General features: G+C 72.2%; 10 protein-coding genes. 3 read left to right on the plus strand and 7 right to left on the minus strand.

Annotation, left to right across the window (positions count from 1 at the left end; genetic code table 11):
- From OG729_RS03440 to OG729_RS03465, 6 genes are read right to left on the minus strand one after another with little or no spacing between them, the layout of a single operon-like run.
- The gene (locus tag OG729_RS03440) at window positions 1-1866 is read right to left on the minus strand and encodes a class I SAM-dependent methyltransferase (RefSeq protein ID WP_405804188.1); all 1866 of its coding nucleotides are present in this window, start codon (window positions 1864-1866) and stop codon (window positions 1-3) included.
- The gene (locus tag OG729_RS03445) at window positions 1863-3032 is read right to left on the minus strand and encodes a glycosyltransferase (protein ID WP_405804190.1); all 1170 of its coding nucleotides are present in this window, start codon (window positions 3030-3032) and stop codon (window positions 1863-1865) included. Before OG729_RS03445 ends, OG729_RS03440 begins: the two co-directional genes overlap by 4 nt.
- Window positions 3029-3838 (minus strand): alpha/beta fold hydrolase, encoded by an 810-nt coding sequence (locus tag OG729_RS03450; protein ID WP_405804191.1) that lies wholly within the window; start codon window positions 3836-3838, stop codon window positions 3029-3031. Before OG729_RS03450 ends, OG729_RS03445 begins: the two co-directional genes overlap by 4 nt.
- A gap of 7 nt (window positions 3839-3845) precedes the next feature.
- Window positions 3846-4148: an acyl carrier protein gene (locus OG729_RS03455; protein ID WP_405804193.1), complete on the minus strand. Its 303-nt coding sequence runs from the start codon at window positions 4146-4148 to the stop codon at window positions 3846-3848.
- A complete protein-coding gene (locus OG729_RS03460) occupies window positions 4138-8628 on the minus strand; it encodes a beta-ketoacyl synthase N-terminal-like domain-containing protein (RefSeq protein ID WP_405804195.1) in 4491 nt (1496 codons plus the stop codon). The genes OG729_RS03455 and OG729_RS03460 overlap by 11 nt, the downstream gene beginning before the upstream one ends.
- Window positions 8621-15415 carry an SDR family NAD(P)-dependent oxidoreductase gene (locus OG729_RS03465; protein ID WP_405804197.1) on the minus strand — a complete coding sequence of 2265 codons (6795 nt, stop codon included), beginning with the start codon at window positions 15413-15415 and terminating at the stop codon, window positions 8621-8623. Before OG729_RS03465 ends, OG729_RS03460 begins: the two co-directional genes overlap by 8 nt.
- 330 nt (window positions 15416-15745) lie before the next feature.
- Here OG729_RS03465 and OG729_RS03470 point away from each other — a divergent pair, with 330 nt between their 5' ends.
- Both OG729_RS03470 and OG729_RS03475 read left to right on the plus strand, forming a co-directional pair.
- On the plus strand, window positions 15746-16642 hold the full coding sequence (locus OG729_RS03470) for a LysR family transcriptional regulator (protein WP_405804199.1): 897 nt from the start codon (window positions 15746-15748) through the stop codon (window positions 16640-16642).
- A gap of 179 nt (window positions 16643-16821) precedes the next feature.
- Window positions 16822-19059 (plus strand): endonuclease, encoded by a 2238-nt coding sequence (locus OG729_RS03475; protein WP_405804200.1) that lies wholly within the window; start codon window positions 16822-16824, stop codon window positions 19057-19059.
- A gap of 27 nt (window positions 19060-19086) precedes the next feature.
- On the opposite strand, the gene OG729_RS03480 is transcribed toward OG729_RS03475, so the two are convergent.
- A complete protein-coding gene (locus OG729_RS03480; RefSeq protein WP_405804202.1) occupies window positions 19087-19938 on the minus strand; it encodes a caspase family protein in 852 nt (283 codons plus the stop codon).
- 421 nt (window positions 19939-20359) lie between these two features.
- Here OG729_RS03480 and OG729_RS03485 point away from each other — a divergent pair, with 421 nt between their 5' ends.
- A complete protein-coding gene (locus tag OG729_RS03485) occupies window positions 20360-21070 on the plus strand; it encodes a hypothetical protein (RefSeq protein ID WP_405804203.1) in 711 nt (236 codons plus the stop codon).
- Window positions 21071-21084 lie beyond the last annotated feature (14 nt).

Raw genomic sequence — 21084 nt, forward strand, 5'->3', positions numbered from 1 at the left:
TCACCGCGGCCCGGGGGCCGCCTGCGTCCTGCGGGCGATCAGTCGGTAGGCGTTGCCCCCGTCGGTGGCATGGGCCACTGCCGCGCGCATCCTGTCCAGGGCCGCGGCGACGGCGTAGCAGGGCAGCGCCACGCTCTGCACGGCTGCGCGGAAGGCCCGCCGCGGCACGGTGGCATTGCCCGCTCCCCAGGGGGCGTACGGGTTGGGGGCGAGCCGGTTCGCGGTGAGCAGCACGGCGCCGACGAAGTCGCACGCCTGATGGGCCGGGCCGTGCTCCTCGGCCAGGACCGTGAACCCGCGGTCGGCGAGCGCCTGCCGGAGGTTGGCGATCGGGATGAGGTGCTGGTGCTGGGGCTGGAACCAGGGCAGCCAGTACGGGCCGAGGAGCCGGGAGAGCCGTGACTCGGGGTCGGGCAGCTCGATGAGCAGATGCCCGCCGGGCGGCAGCACCTGGGCGGCCGCATCGAGTTCGGCGAGCGGGTCCCGGGTGTGTTCCAGGTAGTGGTACATGCTGACGGTGTCGTAGCGGCTGACGAGTCCGGGGGCGAGCTCGGGGAACTGGCCGCGGTGAGCGGTGCCGATCCAGCCGCGGGCCTCGGCCTCGTGCACGGCGTCCGACATGTCCAGTCCGTCGAAGCGGGTCCCGGGCCAGATGTCGCGCGCGCTGTCGCAGAAGTGGCCGTGGCCGGTTCCCACATCGAGCCAGGCGGCAGGTGTGCCGAACGGTTTCAGCATGGCCGCGCGGCCACGGTACGAGGCGCCCATCGTGCCGAACACATGGGCGGCGCCGCCGACACCGAGCCCGTCGTAGAAGTCGCGGTAGTAGAAGTCGAGGCCGTCGAGGGAGAGGCGGGGGTTCTGGAAGACATGCCCGCAGCCACCGCACTGTTCGAGAGTGAAGTGGCCGGGCTTGCCCTGGAACAGATCAGGCATGTGTACGCGTACGGTGAGTTCGGCCGAGCCGCACCAGGGGCAGTCGGGGCGGCGCGGTTCGAGGAAGCGCTCGGTGCCCTCCTTGAGGTCGGCGGTGTAGGCGGGCCGCAGCGCTGCCAGCGCGGACAGCGTTTCTGCCGAGCTCGGATCGTGGCTCGCCGCGGTGCCCAGGGCGGCGCCGAAGGAGCGCAGTGGGCGCGCGGCGGTGGCGCGCGGCAGGTCCGCCGGGCGCAGCGGGCTGCGCGGGCCGCCGAGGACCAGGGTGGGCTGCAGCCAGTAGAGGGCGAGCGCGGCGGCGCCCCAGCGGCGGTGCTTGACGGCCGCACGGACGAGCAGGACCAGGCCGGCCAGTTGAGCGGCGGCCACCAGACGCGGGGGCAGTCCCTGGGCGCGCAGCTCCGCGACGCGACCGGCGAGGTCGGGGGCATGGGCGGTCAGTCCGGGGGCGATGGCGGTGCCGGTCGCGGCGGTGGCGTACTCCTTCAAACGGCAGAGCAGGGTGTGCAGTTCCGCGGTGTCGAGGCCGGTCCCTGCCTCGGTTCCCGACCTGTCCCGGACGCCGTCCGCGACGAGTACGGCGAGTCCTGCGCCGCGCACCTTGCCCGTGCGGGCAAAGCGGGAGTCCTTGAGTTCGAGATCACGCAGCAGGCCCAGCGCGCGTTCCGTATCGATGCGGCCCGGGAGCAGGTCGAGGAGTTGCAGGCCGGTGCGTTCCGCGTGGGCGACGGCGGCGGTCAGGGTGGCCTTGTCGACCTCGACGCCCTGTCCGGTGATCAGCTGCCAGCCGTCCAGGGACACCCCGTCCGCGGGGGCTGCCGGATCCAGCACGGGTACGGCGGCCAGTCGGCGGCGGGCGCGCACCGTGCCCGCGGTGAGGCCCGCCAGGGCGGCGAGCGCGGCCCACGGTACGCGGCGCTTACGGGACTGTGTCATAGCAGCTTCTCCAACCTGTCGGCCGCGGCCGCGGCACCGCCGGCCGCCGCGAAGGATGCCTGGATACGGCGAGCGGCCCGGCGGTGGTCCGGGCCGTCGAGAACGCCGCTCAGAGCGGCGTGGATGTCGTCCGCGCGGGGGCGGCCGAAGCGCACTCGGATGCCTGCCCCGGCCGCCTCCACTTGCTGCGCGACGATCGGCTGGTCGTCGCGGACCGGCGCGACGACCAGGGGCAGACCGTGCGCGAGTGCCTCGCAGACGGTGTTGTGCCCGCCGTGGCAGACCACGGCGTCGAGGTGTGCCAGCAGCGGGAGTTGGGGGACGTACTCCTGAAGCAGGACATGGTCCGCGCGCACCTCGCCGACCACGTCCGCGGGTGCGGCCACGATCAGCTGGACCTGGTCGGCCAGGCGCTCCGCGGCCCGCAGGACGGCGGTGTAGAAACGGCCGCCCGCCTCGCGGTTGAGGGTGCCGAGCGAGACCAGCACCCGGCGTCGTACGGGATCCAGCCGCCGCCAGGGGAAGGACGAGGCGTCTGCCGGGCGGGAGCCCAGCGCGGGTCCGACGAAGGCGTGGTGATCGGGACCGGCCTCGTCCGCGCCGAGGAGTTCGGGGGTGGAGAACACCACGACCAGGCGGTCCGAGAAGCGCGGGTCCCAGTCCGCGGGCGCGCCGGCCTCGGTCAGGAATCCGGCGATCCGGTCCGTCACCCACTCCCCCACCTTGGGGAAACCGGCGAAGGGCCGGGTGAATTCGGCCGTGGTCGTCGCGGAGGTCACCCACGGCAGTCCGCGCCGCCGGGCGATCACGGCCCCGGCGAGGGCCTGTTGGTCGGCGACGAGCACATCGGGTGCGTACGCATCGACCGCCGCCGCGACTCCGGGCAGCATTGCGTGGGCGAGCGGGATGAGCGCCTCCTCCCACAGAAAGCGCAGGGCGGCGACGCCACGCAGATCTCGCCAGCGGCCGTGCAGTGTGCCGTAGCCCCCGGGTCCGGTGCGGTCGCCGGCCGGGAGGAGGGTGGCGCGTGCGGGCAGCAGAGAAGGCAGGACCTCGGCGGGGCCGGTCCAGGCGACCTGGTGTCCACGCGCGGTGAGTTCGGCGGCGACGGCGACCGTGGGGTTGACGTGCCCGGCGAGCGGCGGGACGACGAACAGCACCCTCATACCGTCACCGCCTCGGGCTGCCGCAGCGCGGCCTCGGCCAGCCGGTCGAGGACCGCCCGGCGGAGCTCGCCGGTGCCGCCCTGCAGGACGTCGTGGCCGAGACCCGGCAGGATGCGGACGGTGCACCGGGGCGCGTGGCGGGCCAGTTCCCGGACGCCGGGGACGAGTTCGGAGTGCTCCCCGCAGACTGCCAGCACCGGACAGCTCACCCGGGCGAAGTCCTCGGCCGTGAACGTCCGTGCCGCCGCGATGTCGTCGATCAGGCTGGTTCGGTTGAGGAGTTCGTCGGCCGTGGCGGTCAGCCGTGCGGCCTTGCGCGCGCCGAGCGAGGCGAGTTCTCTCGGCACCTGGCTGCCTTCGAGACCGAGGGCGGCGACGGAGAGCGTGTCGAGCATGTTCTCGATCCAGGGCCCGTTCAGCGGGGGTTCGATCAGGACGAGCCCGGCGACGAGGTCGGGGCGAGCGAGCGCGGTGTGCAGGGCGAGTGTGCCGCCGTAACTGTTGCCGATGAGGTGTACGGGGCGTTCGTCGAGGTCCATTGCGGTGAGCAGGGCCGTCAGGTCCGCCACCGAGGTGCGGGTGTCGTAGCCGGTGGGCGGGCGCTCGCTGCGACCGTGGCCGCGCAGGTCGTACAGGACGATGTCGTGTCCGGCCCGGGCGGCGGGGACGGCGAGCGTGGCGTAGAAGCTGGAGAGGTTGTCGACGACCAGACCGTGGAGGAAGACGGCCGTCGCGCCCGATCCCGCATCGGCGGCAGGCAGCCGCTGGACATGGAAGCGGAGGGAGTTGGCAATGATCTCGGCCATGGCGGGCTCAGACGGCCGGGGCCGAAGCGGGTGCGGCGGCGATATGCGCCACGAGGTCGCCGACCGTCATGGCGAGGATCTCCTCCATGTCCTTCTCGGCCAGGAGGGCGATCAGGTCCACCGCTGACCCGTAGCGCTTCTGGAGCAGCTCGGCGAGCGCGACGAACTCGATGCTCTCCAGCGCCAGGTCCTCGTTGAAGGTGGTCGCCAGGGTGACCTCGTCCGCGAGGAGGAACTCGTCGCCGACGGTCTCGACGAGCATGCCGGTGATCTCGGCGAGTATCTGTTCGGCGGTGGCATCAGATGCCATGGCTGGCCTCCGTGGGGGTGGGGATGGGGGGTTCGGTCCAGGCGACAACATGGGTGGTGGGACGGTTGTCCGGGCCGGGCGGATCGTCGACCGTGCTGATCCGTACGGTGTGGCTGCGGCCCTGGGGAGAGATCACCCGCAGCCCTGTGGGTCCGGTGTCGCTGACGGTCCACTGCCGCAGTCGTCCCCCCAGGCCGGTGCCCTCGGCCTTGGCGGCGGCTTCCTTGGCGGACCAGAGGGCGGTGAGCGCCTGCGCGAGGTCGAACTCTTCGCGCGCGGCGAGTTGTTCGGCGAGCCGGCGCTCGTCGGCGGTCAGGGCGATGCGGCTCAGCGCCTCCGGGTCCTCGGTGACGGTCTCGATGTCGATGCCGACGGCGTGACGTGGGTGTGCGTACGCCACGGCCAGCCGGTCCTTGTGTGCGAGGGAGAGCCGCAGCCCGGCGGCGCGCGGGCCCTCGGCGCGGGGGCGGCCCGCATCGTCGTTGCCGACCGGGACCTCCGCGGGGAACAGGGGTCCCGCACCGCCGTCCCACAAGAGGTGGCGTACGGCGTCCTTGGCGGCGATCCGCCCCAGCAGCCAGGCCGTGCGAGCCCGCGGCGGTCGCTTCTCGTACACCGCGCGCTCGGCGGCACCCAGATAGCGCCGCATCACCAGCTCCTGCGATGCGGGGTCGGTCCAGCGGCGCCTGGCGAGGCACCAGCCGCCGGGCTGCGGCTCGCCGATACCGCAGATCTCCGGGGTGAACTTCATCGGCCACACCCGCTCGTCGGCGGCGAAACGCCGGTACGTCCAGCCCTCCAGGCGGGCCCACACCGTGCCGTCGTCGGCGGCGAGTTCCACATCGCCCACCACGGAGCCGGGGCGTACGGCGCGGATGCGGGCGGTGGCCCGGAGCAGGGCTCCCTCGCGCGGGGCGGGCCCGTACAGGCTGACCCGTTCCAACGAGGCGGGGAAGACAAGTCGGTCGGCGGGTAGCCGCAACTGCATCCAGTGGCCGAGGAGTTGACCGGCGGCGTCCAGCAGCGCGCCCGGCGCGGGCAGGGCACGCAGCACCCCGCGCACGCCGTCGTCGGCGACGGCGGTCACCGCGTGGACTCCGGCGAACGCGGGGCCGTGGAACATCCACCGGTCGCGGTAGAGGGCCTCGGCGCTGACGGGAGGCGGCCCTTCACGGGTCAGCGCCGAACGGTCGGAGGCGGGAGGGGCCGCATGACGGTCCGCGAGAGTGACGGTGACCATCGCGCAGTCGCCGATCTCCACGCGTACCCGGTCGCCCGCGGGGTCGCAAGTCACATGGAACTCCGCGTCGACGGGAGGCGCGACGGGCAGCCAGCGCAGGGCCCGCACGTCGTCGAAGCCGGTCACGACCCGCCCGGGAGCGGCCTGGCGTGCGGCGTCCGCGGCGAGTTCGAGAAGGGTGGTCATGGGGACGACGGGGAAGCGGTCCGAGGCTTCGGGCCAGCTGTCGGGCTGGAGATAGACGCAGTGGTCACGGACGTAGGGCATGGTCTGAAGGGAGAGCCGTCGCCGGGTGCGGCGGGCAGCTGACGCAGGCGGCTGCGGTGCGGGATTCGCGCGCCAGGCATCGGCGACGGCGCGTGCGGCGTCGTGCGTTTCGTCGAGTACGGCGTCGAGGGCCGACAGGAGTCCCGCTTGACCAGGGGTGGACGCCCGGGGCGAGTGGGGCGGGTGGGCGAGACGGAGCGGGGGCGCGGCGGCTCCCAGGCTGATGAGCGGAGAGCCGAGGTCGAGCCGTACGAGGGCGGGCTCGGGGGCCGTGCGTTCGAGGGCCGCGGGCGCGGGGGCCGCGACAGGCGCAGGCGAGGTGACCGCCGCGTACTCGTCCTCCGCCAGCCGGTCCCAGCGCGGGTTCAGCCCTTCGGTCCACAGGGCCGCGGCCAGCCGGCGCAGCTGGTCAAGACCGCTGCCGCCCCGCCCCGCGCCCGCGGAGACGGCCAGGTGGTCCCGGCCGTGCAGGGTGTCCGACACAAAACCGGGCAGGCTGCCCGGGCCCATCTGTATGAAGGCCCGTACCCCCTCCGCGTACAGCCGTGCCGTCAACTCCCGGAAGCGCACCGGTTCCAGCAGATGGCGCAGCACCACCTCTCGGACGTCCTGCTCGCCGCCGGGGTACGCGGCGACCGTGGTCGCCGACCAGACCGGCACGGTCGGCGGCCGGAGCGGGAGTCTGGCGAACGCGGCGCGGACCTGATCGAGGTAGGGCGCCCACATGGGCGTGTGGAAGCCGGACCGGAAAGGCAGCTCCTGGGTGAGTACGCCCTGTTCGGCAAGGCGGGCCAGCGCCTCGGTCACGGGACGCGGTTCCCCGCACAGCACCGACTGATGGGGGCAGTTGTCGTGGCTGACGGCGACGCGGTCCAGCCCGTGCAGGGCGGCCCGGGCCTGCTGCGCCCCGCAGCCGAGTGCCGCGTACACGAGATCGGGAACGTCGAGATCGCCCGGCCGCAGCGAGTCGAGGAAAGTGTCGACGGCCTGCTGGGGATACATCCCGGCGACCACCATCGCGGTCCACTCCCCCAGGCTGTGTCCGGCCAGCACATCGGCGTGTATGCCCAGTTCGGGCAGTACGCGGGCGAAGAAGCGGCCGACGGCGATGGCGTCCACCGCCCGCTCCACGAGGGTGGCGCCGCCGGCCGGCACGGGCCGGGGCAGACCGAAGCGGTCGGCGACATCATCGACGTACGGCGTGAAGTCCGGCTCCAGGCCCGGAAAGACGAACGCCAGTCGTGCATCGTCCGCGAGCAGCGGGCTCGGCGTGAACCACACACCGCCACGACCGCGCCACGGCCTTCCCCGGGCGACGACCGCCATGGCCAGAGCCCGCCGCTTCGGGGTGAGACCGAGAACGGCGAGGCGGCAGGGCCCCTCTGACGGCAGTGGTGGCGTGGACTCTCCCGAGTCCGCCAACTCCTCGACCAGGCGGCGGCCGAGTTCGCCCGATGTGGCAGCGGCAAGCAGGGTCACAGGAGGTTCGTCGATCGCAGCGGGTCGGCCCGACCCGCGCCTGCCCGGCGGGACGAACGTGCCAGCACCCGGCGCCTCCTCCACCACCACATGCGCGTTGATCCCGCCGAAGCCGAAGGCGTTCACGCCGGCCCGACGCGGCGCGCCCCCGCGCTCCCAGGGTTCCGACTGAGTCACCGGTCGCATCCGCGTCGCGGCGAAGCCCTCGTGCGGTGCTTCGAGATGGAGGGTCGGGGGCAGCGTTCCGTCGTGCACTGCGAGTACGGCCTTGATCAGCCCGGCCATCCCGGAAGCCTGCATGGTGTGGCCGAGCATCGACTTCACGGACCCCATCGCGACGGGTTCCGCGCCTGCCGTGCGCGGACCGAATACGCGGGCCAGGGTGGCAAGTTCGGCCTCGTCGCCGACCGGCGTACCGGTGCCGTGCGCCTCCAGCAGGCCGAGCGCGCCGGGAGCGGCCGGATCGAGCCCGGCCTGCGTCCAGGCCCGGTGCAGGGCACGAACCTGGCCGTCGACCAGGGGGCTCATCAGGCTCGCGGCGCGGCCGTCGCCCGCCACGCCCACGCCGCGTACGACGGCATAGACGCGATCGCCGTCACGCTCGGCGTCCGCCAGGCGCTTGAGCAGGACGACGCCCGTGCCCTCGGACAGCAGCGTGCCGTCGGCGCGGCGGTCGAAAGGGCGGATCTGCTGGCTCGGGCTCAACGCCCGCAGCTGGGTGAAGACGCTCCACAGCGTGGCGATATGGCAGTGGTGCACGGCTCCGGCGACCATCAGGTCGCAGCTGCCGGAGGCCAGCAGGCCGGCCGCCTGCTCGACGGCGAGCAGCGAGGAGGCACAGGCGGCGTCGAGGGTGTAGGCGGGGCCCTGGAAGTCGAGGCGGTTGGCGGCCCGCGCCGCGGTGAAACTGGGTACGAGGCCGATGGACGCCTCCGGCCGTTCGGGGCCCAGCCCTGCCTGGAAGGCTTCACGCACCTGGCTGATGCGCTCCTCGCCCAGTTCGGGGGCGAGTTCGCGCAAGGTCGCGGACAACTGGTGGGCGGTGCGCACGCGCTGGTCGAGGCGGGCGGTGGCGACGCCCATGAACCCGCCGCGGCCGAGGATGACGCCGATCCGGGAGCGGTCGGCGGGCAGCCGCTCCTCGCCCCCGGCATCGGCCACGGCCTCGGCGATGACGCGCAGGGCGAGCAGTTGGTCGGGCTCGGCACCGGCCACGGCGGCGGGCATGATGCCGAAGCAGGTCGGGTCGAAGGCGGCGAGGTCGTCGATGAAGCCGCCGCGCCGGCAGTAGAAGTGGTCGCTGCGGGCAGGTCCTTCGGTGCCGTTCGCGTCGTAGTAGACCTGGGGGTCCCAGCGGCCGGGCGGCACATCGCCGATGGCGTCCGTGCCCGCGACGAGGTTGCGACGGTACGCGGTCAGATCGGCGGCCCCGGGGAAGACGGCGCCCATGCCGATGATGGCGGCGTCGGTCGGACGGGGGCCGGGGTCAGCCATGGTGGGCCTGGGCCGAGGCCCGGCTCTCTTCGGCGAGGAGGACGACCTGGCCGGTGGTGCCGTGCGCCAGTTCGGCGAGGAACGCGGAGGTGCCCGCGGCCGGTTCGAGGAGCGGGATGCCGCGGCTCGCGTACATCCGCTCCAGCTCGGGCGTGACCATGCCACCTGCCTCGGCCGCCCATGGGCCCCAGTCGACGGCGAGGACCCGGCCCGGGAAGCGTCGCGACCAGGCGGGCGTCGTGGCGAGAGTGTCCAGGGCCTCGTTGGCGGCCGCGTAGTCGGCCTGTCCGCGGTTGCCGAAGACACCGGCGACGCTGCCGAAGAGGCAGAGGAAGCCGGGGGCGGGACCGTCACCGTGGTCGGCGGCGGCCTCCGCGAGATGGCGTGCGCCGTCGACCTTGGTGGTGAAGACCCGGGCGAAGGACGCCGGGTCCTTCTCCCGCAGCAGCTTGTCCTCGATGGTTCCGGCGCCGTGCACGATGCCGTCGAGTCGGCCGTGACGCATGCGTACGTCATGGACGACAGCGCGTACGGCATCGAGGTCGGTGACGTCCGCCGCGTGATAGCGCACGGAAGCGGCCGTGCCAGTGAGGGCGGCCAGCGTGCTGCGGATCTCGCGGGCGGCGAGGATGCGGGTCGCGGCCGTCTCGATCTCCGCCGGGGTGCGCAGACCTTGCCGGACGAGGGCCGCGCGCAGGGCGACCCGGTCATGGGCATGGGCGACGGCCGGGTCCTCGGCGTCGTCGGGCGGTGGCGTGCGGCCGATGAGTTCGATGTGGCAGCCGGTGGCTTCGGCGAGGGCGATGGCCGTACGGGCGGTGATGCCGCGGGCGCCGCCGGTCAGCAGCACCACCGCGTCGCGCCCGATCGGGAGCGGGGGTGGCGCTTCACCGAGGGCGAGGGGCGCGGCGACGGTGCGCAGGCTGTTGCGCGTGCCGTTGGTGTACCCAATGGCCACGGGCTCGTCAGCGGCGCACAGTTCGGCGACCAGATGGGCGGCGATCCGCTCGGGGCGGTCCTTGGGGTCGACGTCCACGGCACGCACCGCTGTGGCGGGGTGTTCGATCGCCGCGGCACGGGCGAAGCCGGTGAGACCTGCCCCGGGGATCGGGTCGGCCGTACCCGGCGATGCCTCTGACGACGCGGTACGGCCGAACGCTCCGCCGCGGCCGGTGACGAGCAGCAGCCGGCCGGTGCCCGCCGTCAGGATCGCGCGCAGCGCGCCGAAGTTCTCCGGCAGCACGGGCGCCGGGCCGGGGCGCAGTGCGCTCAGGTCCACCACGCCGTCGGCCCCGGCGGCGTCCGCCAGGCGGGCCGGGTGGAGGGTGCGCACCTCGGCTCCGTGGGACTCCAGTGCGGCGGCGAGGGCGACGGCGACCCCAAGACCGTCGTCGACGACGGCGAACCGCAGGCCGGGCAGCACATCGGCCGGGTCGCGGGTGGTGGGCGGCCCCACGGGGGCGACCTCGACCAGGAGACGGGCGGGGAGCGTTGGGCGCGGCCGATCCTCCCGGGCGGGGAGCGCGGGACGAAGCCCGTCCTCGCGGGTGGGCGGCTCGGTCGTGGGATCGGCGGCCGGCCCGGCGCCCGGTTCCTGCTCCGCCGTCGCGTCGCGCGCCACAATCCACTCGACGATGCCGCTGATGGTCTTCAGCCGGGAGAGTTCCTCGACGGCCGACTCCGCCGGACCGTCCGCACCGCGCGGCAGCCCGATGCGGTCCGCCAGCGCCCCGATGATCTCCACCCGCTTGATGGAGTCCACCGACAGATCGGCCTCCAGGTCGAGGGCCGGGTCGAGCATCTCCCTCGGGTAGCCGGTGCGCAGATGGACGATCTCCAGCACGGCATCCAGGAGCTCGTCGCGCGTGAGGGGGCGGCTCTCGGTCCCCTCGGCGACCGGCCGGGGCGCGAAGACCTCTCGGGCTTCGGGCTCGGGCGCGACCAACGGTGTGCGTGGTGACGCACCGTCGGCCCCCAAGTAGCCCAGCAGCACGTCCCGTTGCGCGGCAACCAGTTCCCGCGCACCACGCAAGTACTCCAGTACGGCGTCCTCCCGCCGGTCAGCGGCCACCGCGGGACGAGCGACCGCCACCCGCCGGGCCGGGCGCAGTCCGCCCGCCACGGGCTGTCCGTCAGCCGTCCGTACGAGATGGCCGTCCACCAGCCATCCGGCACGCCGGGGCGGCTCGGCGGGCAGCGCCGCGGCACGCCCCTTGAACAGCGGCTCCGGGTCGAAGGAGACGCCCGCCGCGGCGAGTTCGGCCAGCGCGGTCACCAGGCGGGTCACGCCGTGTTCGGCCGGGACGTCGAGCGGGACGGCGGTGTGCGGCCGGTCGCCCAGGATCCGGCCGACCAGTCCGGTCAGCACCCGGCCCGGGCCCGCCTCCACAAAGGTCCGCACCCCGGAGGCGTACATCGCCTCGATCTGCTCGGCGAAGCGCACCGGTTCGGCGAGCTGTCGGGCCAGCAACTCCCGTACGCCCACCGGCTCGGCGGGATAGGGACGCGCCGTGGTGTTCGACCAGACCGGAAGCGCGGGCCGGGCCACGGCCGAGGCGGCGAGTTCCGCCGCCAGCGCGTCGGCGGCGCCCGCGACGACTTCGCTGTGAAAGGCACAGGCGACCGGGATGCGCTCGGCCGCGATCCCCGCGTCACGCAGCGCGCCGATCGCGGCATCGACCGCATGCGTGGGCCCTGAGATGACGCACTGGGACGGTGAGTTGTGGTTGGCGACAACGCAGCCGGGTGGCAGTTCGGGCAGGGCCTCGGGGGGCGCGGGCACCGCGGCCATCGCTCCGGGGTCGTCTCCGGCGGCGGTGAGTATCGCCTCCGCCCGGCGGTCGCTCAGCCGCAGGAGGGTGTCGGTGTCGTAGGCGCCGGCGGCCCAGAGGGCGACCAGCTCGCCGTAGGAGTGCCCGGCCGTGCAGTCGGGACGTATGCCGAGCGACGTGAGCAGGAGGTGGGCGGCCGCTCCGGTGATGCCGAGGGCAGGCTGGGCGGTCCGGGTGTCGGTGACGGCGGCGCGCTGGGCGGCCCGCTCCTCCGGTGTGAAGGCGGCGGGCGGGAACATCCTCGTCACGCGGCGAGGGTCCGCTGCGTACAGCATCGTCCGCAGCCGCGGGAAGGCGATGAACAGGTCCCCGAGCATGCCGGGACGCTGGCTGCCCTGCCCCGGGAAGAGGAAAGCGATCCGGCCCAACTCCTCTGCGTCGGTGCGCACATGGATGCCGTCATCGGTGGCGAACTCCCGGGCCCGGTCCAGCTTGGACGCCAGGTCGTCAAGGCTTGTCGCGACGACCGCGACCTGGATCTCGCCCTCCCCGGCCGACGTCTCGCCTGCGAGGTCGCGCAGCGGCCAGGGCCGTCCCGCCGCGTCGTTCTGTTCCAGCCGGGCGGCGAGGCGGTCGATCGCCCGCAGAGCGGCGGGACGGTCCGTGCCCCGGAAGCAGAAGAGCTCGGCGGGCCAGTTGTCCAGCCCGTGCGCGGGCTCGTCCGCATCCCCGTACCCGGCGAGGACGGCGTGGTAGTTGGTGCCTCCGAACCCGAAGGCGCTGACGGCGGCGAGCCGTCGGCCGACGGGCTCGGCCCACGGCCTGGCCTCCGTGTCGAAGCAGAAGGGGCTGGTGTCCGGCTGCCAGTCGGGGTTGGGGCTGGTCAGATGTAGAGTCGGCGGCCGGACGCCGCAGTGCACGGCCCGTGCCGCCTTGATCAGCCCGGCCAGCCCTGCCGCGCATTTCGTATGACCGAGCTGCGACTTGACGGAGCCGAGCGAGCATCCACCGGCGTCCGAGCCCCCGAAGGCCTCGGTGAGGACGGCCAGTTCGGTGCTGTCCCCCACGACGGTGCCTGTGCCGTGCGCCTCCACCAGACCGATCTCGGCGGGCGTGATCCCGGAGCGCCGGTAGGCGCGTTCCAGTGCGCGGCGCTGCCCTTCGGGCCGGGGTGCGGTGAGGCCGAGGGAACGGCCGTCGCTGGAAGCGCCGACGGCCTTCACGACGGCGTAGATGCGGTCGCCGTCACGTTCGGCGTCCGCCAGACGCTTGAGTACCAGGCAGGCGACGCCTTCGCCGAGTGCGATGCCGTCGGCACAGGCGTCGAAGGGGCGGCACCGGCCGGTGGGCGACAGGGCTCGTACGGAGGCGAACATCAGGTAGTCGTTGATGCCGTTGTGCACGTCGGCGCCGCCGCACAGCACCATGTCGCTGTCCCGGTCGCGCAGTTGCTTGCAGGCCAGGTCGAGGGCGGCGAGCGAGGAGGCACAGGCGGCATCGATGGTGCAGTTGGCGCCCCCGAGATCGAGTCGGTTGGCGACACGTCCGGCGATGACGTTCGCGAGGACGCCGGGGAAGGAGTCCTCGGTCAGCCGCGGCAGTTGGGCGTCCAGTTCGGGCGGCAGCTCGCCGAGATAGCCGGGGTGCAGGGCGCGAAAGCCGTAGGCCCCGGCGAGATCCGTACCGGCCTCGGCGCCGAAGACGACCGAGGTGCGGGAGCGGTCGAAGTGCCGCTCCCCCGCGTATCCGGCGTCGGCGAGGGCGCGGGCGGCGATGTCGAGTGCGAGCAACTGCACCGGTTCGATGCTGCCGAGGGAGGCCGGGGCGATGCCGTGGGCGAGCGCGTCGAACGGGGCGGGCGGCAGGAAGCCGCCCCAACGGGACGGAGTCCGCTCCCCCGCCCGTGCCGGATCGGGGTCGTGGTAGGCGGCAGTGTCCCAGCGGTCGGCGGGCACTTCGGTGACGGAGTCGGTACCGGCGACGATGTTCGACCAGTAGCCGGCGAGGTCGTCGGCTCCGGGATAGCGGCAGGCCATGCCGACGACCGCGATGTCGAGCGGAGCCTCCTCCGCCAGGGGTTCGGGTGCCTCGGCCCGCAATTCCTCCAGACGCTTCGCGAGCAGCTGCGTCGCGCCCTCGGTGACCTGGGTGTGCAGGGCGGCGACCGTGGTGGTGGCGGTGCGCGCGGTGGCGATCTGGCCGAGCATGTAGAGGCCTTCGCCGCGCTGTTCCTCCTCGTCCACCGGGGCGGGCCCCGCCGCGGTGTGACGCAGGCCCTTGCTGGCGATCCGCAGCCGCCCGAGGTTGAGCTTCTCCAGCTTCTCCCACACCTCGCTGGGGCTCGCGCCGTCCTGCCTCAGCCGTTCGGCGGTGGCGGTGAAGACATCGGCGTACGCAGTGACGGCGCAGCGTGTGGCATGGCCGGGGGCGGTGTGCAGCAGTGCCGTGGCCCGGCAGTCGATGGCTGTGCGCTGGAAGCCGGGCAGTACGGCTCCGGCGGACACGGCCTCCTCGGTGAACAGATAGGCGGTGCCCATGAGGACGCCGATCCGGGCGCCGCGCTCGGCCAGCGGACCGGCGGCGGCCACCGCCATCGCGGCCGACCGTTCGTCGTGGATGCCCCCGGCGAACAGCAGGTCGAGCTCGGCTGCGTTCGGGCAGGCCAGCAGCCGCTCGATCTGCTCCTCCCAGAGCGGGAAGGCGGCGCGCGGCCCGATGTGCCCGCCGCACTCGAGCCCTTCGAAGACGAACCGCCGCGCCCCCTCGGCGAGAAACTGCTCCAGCAGTCCGGGCGAGGGCACATGCAGATAGGTCCGGGTCCCGGCGGCTTCGAGAGGGGCGGCCTGCGCGGGCCGGCCGCCCGCGATGATCGCGTACGGCGGCCGTACGTCGGCGACGGCGGCGAGCTGTTCGCGGCGCAGCTCGTCGGGGGCGAAGCCGAGCAGTCCGACGCCCCAGTCCCGGCCGGCCAGGCGCTCGGCGGTCTCGGTGAGCAGTTCGCGTACATCATGGCCGTCCATCACGGCGAGGGCGAGAAAGGGCAGCCCGCCCGCGTCGGCCACCGCCCGGGCGAAGGCGGGCCGGTCGCTGACGCGGGTCATGGGCCCTTGGGCAACGGGCAGATGGCCTGCGTCCGGGCGCGGCTGAAGGGGCCGGGCCCGTACCGCAGCTTCGAGATGGCCGGTGACGGCGGCCCGCACGGCCTGTACGACGGAGCCGGTGGTGCGGTGGCGTAAGGAAAGCCGGGCGGCCGTCGCACCGTCCTGTCCGATGGGCAGCGGCTGGGTGTGCAGGCCGCGCGCGCCGAGGAGTTCGGCGAGGTTCCCCTTCGGTGGGGCCAGATCGGGACGGGCATAGACGCGGTGGCCCGCGACAAGGGTGGTTTCGCTGCCGTCCATGGCCCGGATCGCGGCCGCGACCGCGGCGGGCAGAGGCTCGGTGCCCTCGCTGGTGAGCGCGAGCTGCGTGTCGAGTACGACTCCGGCGGCGCCGCCCGCGACGGCCGCGGCCGCGGTGTGCGGGCCGATGCCTCCCGCCGCCAGGACCGGGACGGTCATCTCGGGGTCGGCCAGCAGTCGTTGGAGCAGTACGAACGTGGTCAGCTCGCCGACCCGGCCGCCTGCCTCGTGCCCCTTGGCCACGATCCCGACTGCCCCGGCGGCGACGGCGGCCGTGGCCTCGGCGGGGCTGACGACCTCGGCCCATACCCGGCGCCCGCGCCCCGCGGCCCACTCGCCCGTCCCTGTGCGCCAGTTCTCTTCGGCGAGCAGAACGGTGTCCACCGCGGCGGGCAGTTCGGCCGGGGTGACCCGGCATCCGGCCGGTACGCGTACTCCATAACGCCCTCGCAGCCCGTCCATCGCGGCGCGTGCCCGTTCGCGGTCCCTGCCGAGATCCAGCAGGCCCAGCGCGCCGGCCCGTTCCGCGGCCGCGACCATCGGGGCGTTGGGCTCCTCGAACGGGCTGAGCACGACGACGAGGTCCCGGCCTGAGTACCGGGTCGGCTGCGAGGTCACGGGCTCTCCTTGGTTTCCGAGCAGGGCCGGGCGAGGGAGCGTCGAGCGGTGGTTCACGGCACGGAGGGCCGGCGCTGCGCCACAGCCGGGGCGGGTCGGACCACGGCGGGCTGAGAGGTGTACGGGCACCAGTGAGGCTAATCGGCAGTAACATTGCTTGCCGCGAAGAATCGTTGCGGCGGTCGGCTGGCGCTGTCAAGCACATCCGCCACCCATGCCTCAGAGGTATGGGAGCTCTGCTGACGGTGTATCAACTTCCTTGTGTATACCGGGATTTGTTCATAAGTCGCGGCTCTTACACCCGCAGGGCACTGCGGCTACCGTCCGTCCATGACCCCCACACTCCAGCAGCTGCGCTATCTCGTCGCCGTCGCTGACTGCCACTCGATCACCGCCGCGGCGTACTCGGTCTACATCGCCCAGCCCGCCCTCTCCCGTTCCATCCAGTCCCTGGAACGCGACCTCGGCGTGGAACTCCTGGACCGCAGGAGCCGGGGAGCGACCCTGACCCCCGTGGGCGCCCGGGTCGTACGACTGGCTCGCACCGTCCTCGACGCCGTGGAGGCCATCGAGGACATCCGCCCCCCACGCGGCCGCAGTTCGAACGCCACCACGCTGACCGTCACCGTCACCCCGACACTCTCCCTCGACCTCGCCGCCGACCTCGTGCCTTCCTTCACCGAACGCCACCCCGGCATCGAGGTACGGCTGCTCCAGCACGACAGCCGCGAGGCACTTGTAGGAGCCCTGACCGACGGCGCGGCGGAGCTGGGCCTGGTCGATCTGCCCGTCGACAAGGAGCTGTCGACGCATCATCTGCGGGACCGCGAGGTCGTACTGATCTCGCCGCGCGGCTCCGGGCTCCCCGACCCCGTGCCGTACCGGATGCTGAGCGGCCTGCGGATGGTGCTGCCCACCCCCGGAACCGGTCGGCGCACCGAGCTCGAGGCGATGTTCGGCCGGCTCGGCGTGCGCCCCGTGCCGGTGGTGGAGGCGGACGAGCGGCTGGCCTGGGTCACCAGCGTCACGGACGGGCTCGGTTCACTGATCTGGTACCGGGACATGGTGTTGCGGGCCTTCGGCCACCGCGTCGAGGTCCGTTCCTTCACCCCGCCGCTGCTGCGCGCCGTCGGCATCGTCCACCGACGCCGCCCGCTCAGCCGCCCCGCCCGCGCCTTCCTCTCGCACGCGCGGCACAACGCACCCGTACGTGAACCCGCCAGATGAGATGGACGTCGGCCCGCCGGGGACGGAGAAATTGGAACTGTTTCAGTGTCGAGTGTTGAAGGGCGAAGCATTACCCCATTCGAGTGAGCAGTGCTGCACATTCCGTGTCCTAATGAAAGAGGGGCGAAAAAGCTGCCGAACCCACATACGAACGAGGGCCACGAGGAGGTCGGGCCGCCATGACAGTGGAACAGTTGTCCCGGGCGGAGGCGGAATACCTCACGCAAGTGAAGCGAGCCGGCGAGCGCTACGCGACGCGCACCGCGGAGCGAGCAGGAAACCTTCGGGTGCTCGACGAGAGCGGCATCCTGTACGCCGATTCGCCGGAACGGATCAGTAAGAGGCTGGCGCGTCTGGGCGCCGACCTGGCGATGGCCAAGCAGATTGAACAAACGCCCGCGGAAGCCACCCCCGGCAGCAGTCTGGACCTGGACCCTGACACGACCGGAGCCGATCTGCTGGGGCTGGAGCGCCTGATGGGGCGCAATGACCTTATTGGGGTCGGCTTCCTCGAGGCGGGATTTGTGGCATCCCGCTCTATCGGGCGGGTGACCGTCCGTGGCGGAGGCGGGACTTTCCACGGCACCGGATTTCTGGTGTCCCCCTCGCTGCTGATGACGAACAACCATGTGCTGCACACGGCGGACGAGGCGGCCCGCGGTGTTGTCGAATTCAACTTCCAGGAGGGCCTGGACGGACAGCTGCTCGCGCCCGTGGTGTTCTCTCTGGAGCCGGGGACCTTTTTTGTCACTGACCGTGACCTCGACTTCAGCGTGGCCGCCGTGGCCCAACGCTCCCAGGACGGCCAACCGGTGTCGTCTTTCGGCCGACTGCCGCTCAAGGAGGCCGAGGGAAAGGTCATCCTCGGAGAGATCGTCAACATCGTCCAGCACCCCAACGGCGAGCCCAAGCAGCTAGCGCTGCGTGAGAACAGGGTCGTGGACCTGCTGGAGCTGTTCCTGCACTACGAGACCGACACGGCACCCGGCTCATCGGGGTCGCCGGTCTTCAACGACCAGTGGGAGGTCGTGGCGCTGCATCACGCCGGTGTTCCGCGCACCGACGAGCACGGTCAGCCCCTTGCCGTCGACGGGTCCCGCTGGGAACCGGCCATGGGTGAGCACCGACTGGCCTGGAAGGCCAACGAGGGGGTGCGGATCAGTCGCGTCCTCGGCGCGCTCCGGCAGGCCCCCCTGACCGGCGCCGGCGCCGCACTGCGCGAAGAGCTCTTTGCGGCCGCAGGGGCCCTCCACCCGGTGGAGACGTCGCCGCCGCCGGTGAGCGGGTCAAACGGCGTCGGACCGCAGAGCCTCGCACTTGACGGGGCAGCACAGCAGGCAGCACAGCAGTCGGCACCAGGCGGGACCGTGCACTGGAGCGTTCCGCTGCACATCAGCGTCAGCCTCGATCCGGCCGCACCTCAGGCCCAGGCCCAAGCGCAGGCCCAAGCGCCGGCCCCAGCACAGGCGCAGGTTCCCCAGTCACCGCCCGTGCCGACAGTCGGCCCCCCGCTCGTGCCGGATTCCGGGGTCGGCCGCATCGACGGTCAGTCACCTGCCGAGAACGACCTGGCCGCCGCGCTGGTCAACCTGGCGGCCGCACGTAGCCGCCCGTACTACGACGCGCGTGCGGACGAAACCGCACGCGAGGCCTACTACGCGAACATCCGCGCCGACCGCCCCAGCGGGCTGCGCCACGCGCTCACCGAACTGCTCGAAGCCACCCATGCGCAGCGGCCGGCGTACAAGCCGATGCGTATGGTCTACCCGTGGGTCGACCTGCATCCGGACGAGCAGTTGCGCAGCATCTACTCGGGCAAGGACTTCACGCCCGAAGAGCTCATCCAGGCCGATGCCGCGGTGGAGGCCGCCCGGATCGGACGCTGGCAGGAGTTCCTGCTGCACGAGAGTGCGCCAGGTCCCGCCGCGCTCGAGGCCCAGTTCGACGCCCTGGAGGCGGCGCTGCCGTTCAACTGCGAGCATGTCGTGCCCCAGTCCTGGTTCGCCAAGAAGGAGCCCATGCGCGGGGATCTGCATCACCTCTTCGCCTGCGAGTCGGGGTGCAACAGCTTCCGCGGAAACATCCCGTACTTCGACTTCGCGGACAGCGAGGAAGTCGTCCGGGAGGCCTGCGGGCGGCGTGAGCCGGAGAAGTTCGAGCCGTCGGCCGGCAAGGGTCCGGTCGCCAGGGCGACGCTGTATTTCCTGCTGCGCTACCCCGGGTTCATCGGCGATGAGGCACGCGAGCTCCAGCGGGAGCGCCTGGGCCTTCTGCTGGCCTGGCACAGTGCCAACGAGGTGAGCGAGTACGAGCGGCACCGCAATGCGGCAATAGCCGAGATACAGGGCAATCGCAATCCGTTGATCGATCACCCGGAGTGGGCCGAGCAGATCGACTTCGCCGGCGCCTGGCCGTGACGAGGCCGCTCACCTTGTTTGCTCCACTCACACGGTGAAGGGCCGCTGCTCCAGGAACCGGTCACCGGGTTGGCCGGTCACATAGAAGTTCGGGCTCTGGGTGGCCGGCATGCTGCGCAGAATGTCGCGGTGGAAGGCCCGGTACCCGCCGCGGAACGTCCCGCCGTCCCAGACCTCGAGCAGGGTGCCGGTGAACTTGCCGTTGACCGGACCGTCGGAGGAGAGCTGGTTGTCCTGGCAGCCGGAGATGAGCAGGGCGCTCACTTCCGACTCACGGGTCTTCTTCGGGCCGAGGCCGCGCTGGATCTCCTCGAAGAATTCCTTGTCCCGTTGGTAGATCTCGTACTGCTTGGCGACCGGCATGAGCCGTGAGGTGTTCTCGATCTGGTCCGGGTCGAGCGTCTGGAACTGCTTCTGCATGGCCTCGGGACTGAGGACCTCGCGTACCTCGATGCCGCTGCCGCTGTGGCAGGAGTCGAGGAGCGCAACGATCCGGACGCCCTCCTCGAAGCGGGCGAACTCTCGGTACAGCTCGTCGTCGAGAAACTCGCGGTCGTACAGGACGAGGGTTTCGTCGAACTCGTCCGGTTCGTCGTCGGAGCCGACGGCGTTCGGCACCTGGCCGCCGTGGCCGGAGTAGGTGAACAGCAGGATGTCCCCGCTCTTCAGCCTCTTGGCCGCCTTCCTCAGCTCGGCGGTGACATTCTCGACGGTGCCCTCGGTGGTGAGGACGGTCGTCTCGTCGAACCCGGCCTCGCGGGCCAGGCCGGCCATGTCGCGGGCGTCGTTCTCGCAGGCGACGAGTTCGCCGTCCCAGCCGCCGTATTTGGCTGGGTCGACCTTGTTGAGTCCGACGTGGAGGGAGAGGCCGGTGGCCATGGGGGTTTCTCCTTGCACCTGGGGCGACGGGCATCACCGGGATCCGTTCCGTGCGCTGCCGGCTTCCGAACCCGGCAGCGGCCGCTACCGCCTGAACGGGCCTGTCGGGCGCAGCCGGACGAGCGGCGGGGGGCCGAATGGCGATCGAATCCCCCTGACCCAATACTGACAGTGACCGGCGTCCGTGCGGAGGCGGGAGGCAGTCATGCAACCCAGAGTCGTTTACGTCCATGGAAACGGGAACAAAGTCCGCTCGGAACTACTCAAGTCCCAGTGGGACAGGGCGCTTTTCGGCAGCGACATGGCCGATCTCTCGCGCATGGCCTACTGGGCTCCAGCCCGGTACGACAGGCCCTTGCCCGATTTCCGGCTCGACCCCCTGGATCAGGGGCCGTCGGAAATCGAGGAGACAGTCGCATCCATGGAGTTCGAACCGCCCCAGGAATTCGTGGCGAGAACTCTTGACGAAGCACGGTTCGAGGCCGGTGGCGTCGGGCCCGAGTCCACGCCCGGCGCCGGTGAGCCGAAGGACCCGCTCGTCGACTGGCTGACCGAAATGACCTCTCTCGCGGACACACTCGCCGAGATGGAGGATGCCGGGCCGTCAGACATCCCCCTCGAGGCGCTGCCGCTGCCCGCGACACCGCGCAAGGCCGTGTTCCGGTTGCTCGTCAAGCACACCTTCAAGGACGTGCACGCCTATTTCTTCGGCGGCGCGGGGAAGACGATTCGCGGCGTGGTGCAAGAGGCGCTGGAGGGCCTGGACGGCGCCCCACTTGCGGTGGTCGGCCACAGCCTCGGGTCCATCGTCGCCTACGAAGTACTGGCGGAGCAGGGCCGGGAGGTCGAGCTGTTCGCCACGGTCGGATCGCCGCTGGCGATCACCGAGGTGCAGGACCACCTGGCGAAGCCGCCCGCGGTCCCGGCCGGTGTACGGGCCTGGCGCAATGCCTCGGACCTGCGGGATCTGGTGGCCCTCGACCACACGCTGCGGCCCGAGTACGCGCCGCCGGAACGGGTCACCGACCTGCTGGTGACCAACGACAGCCACAACCATCACGGCATTGCCGAGTATCTGGGAAACCCGAAGGTCAGAGAGCCTTTCCAGCGGATTTTCAGCGACGTTGCATGAGGGCATACCGGGTG

Origin of the sequence: Streptomyces sp. NBC_00210, assembly GCF_045160975.1 — a bacterium.
Classification (GTDB): domain Bacteria; phylum Actinomycetota; class Actinomycetes; order Streptomycetales; family Streptomycetaceae; genus Streptomyces.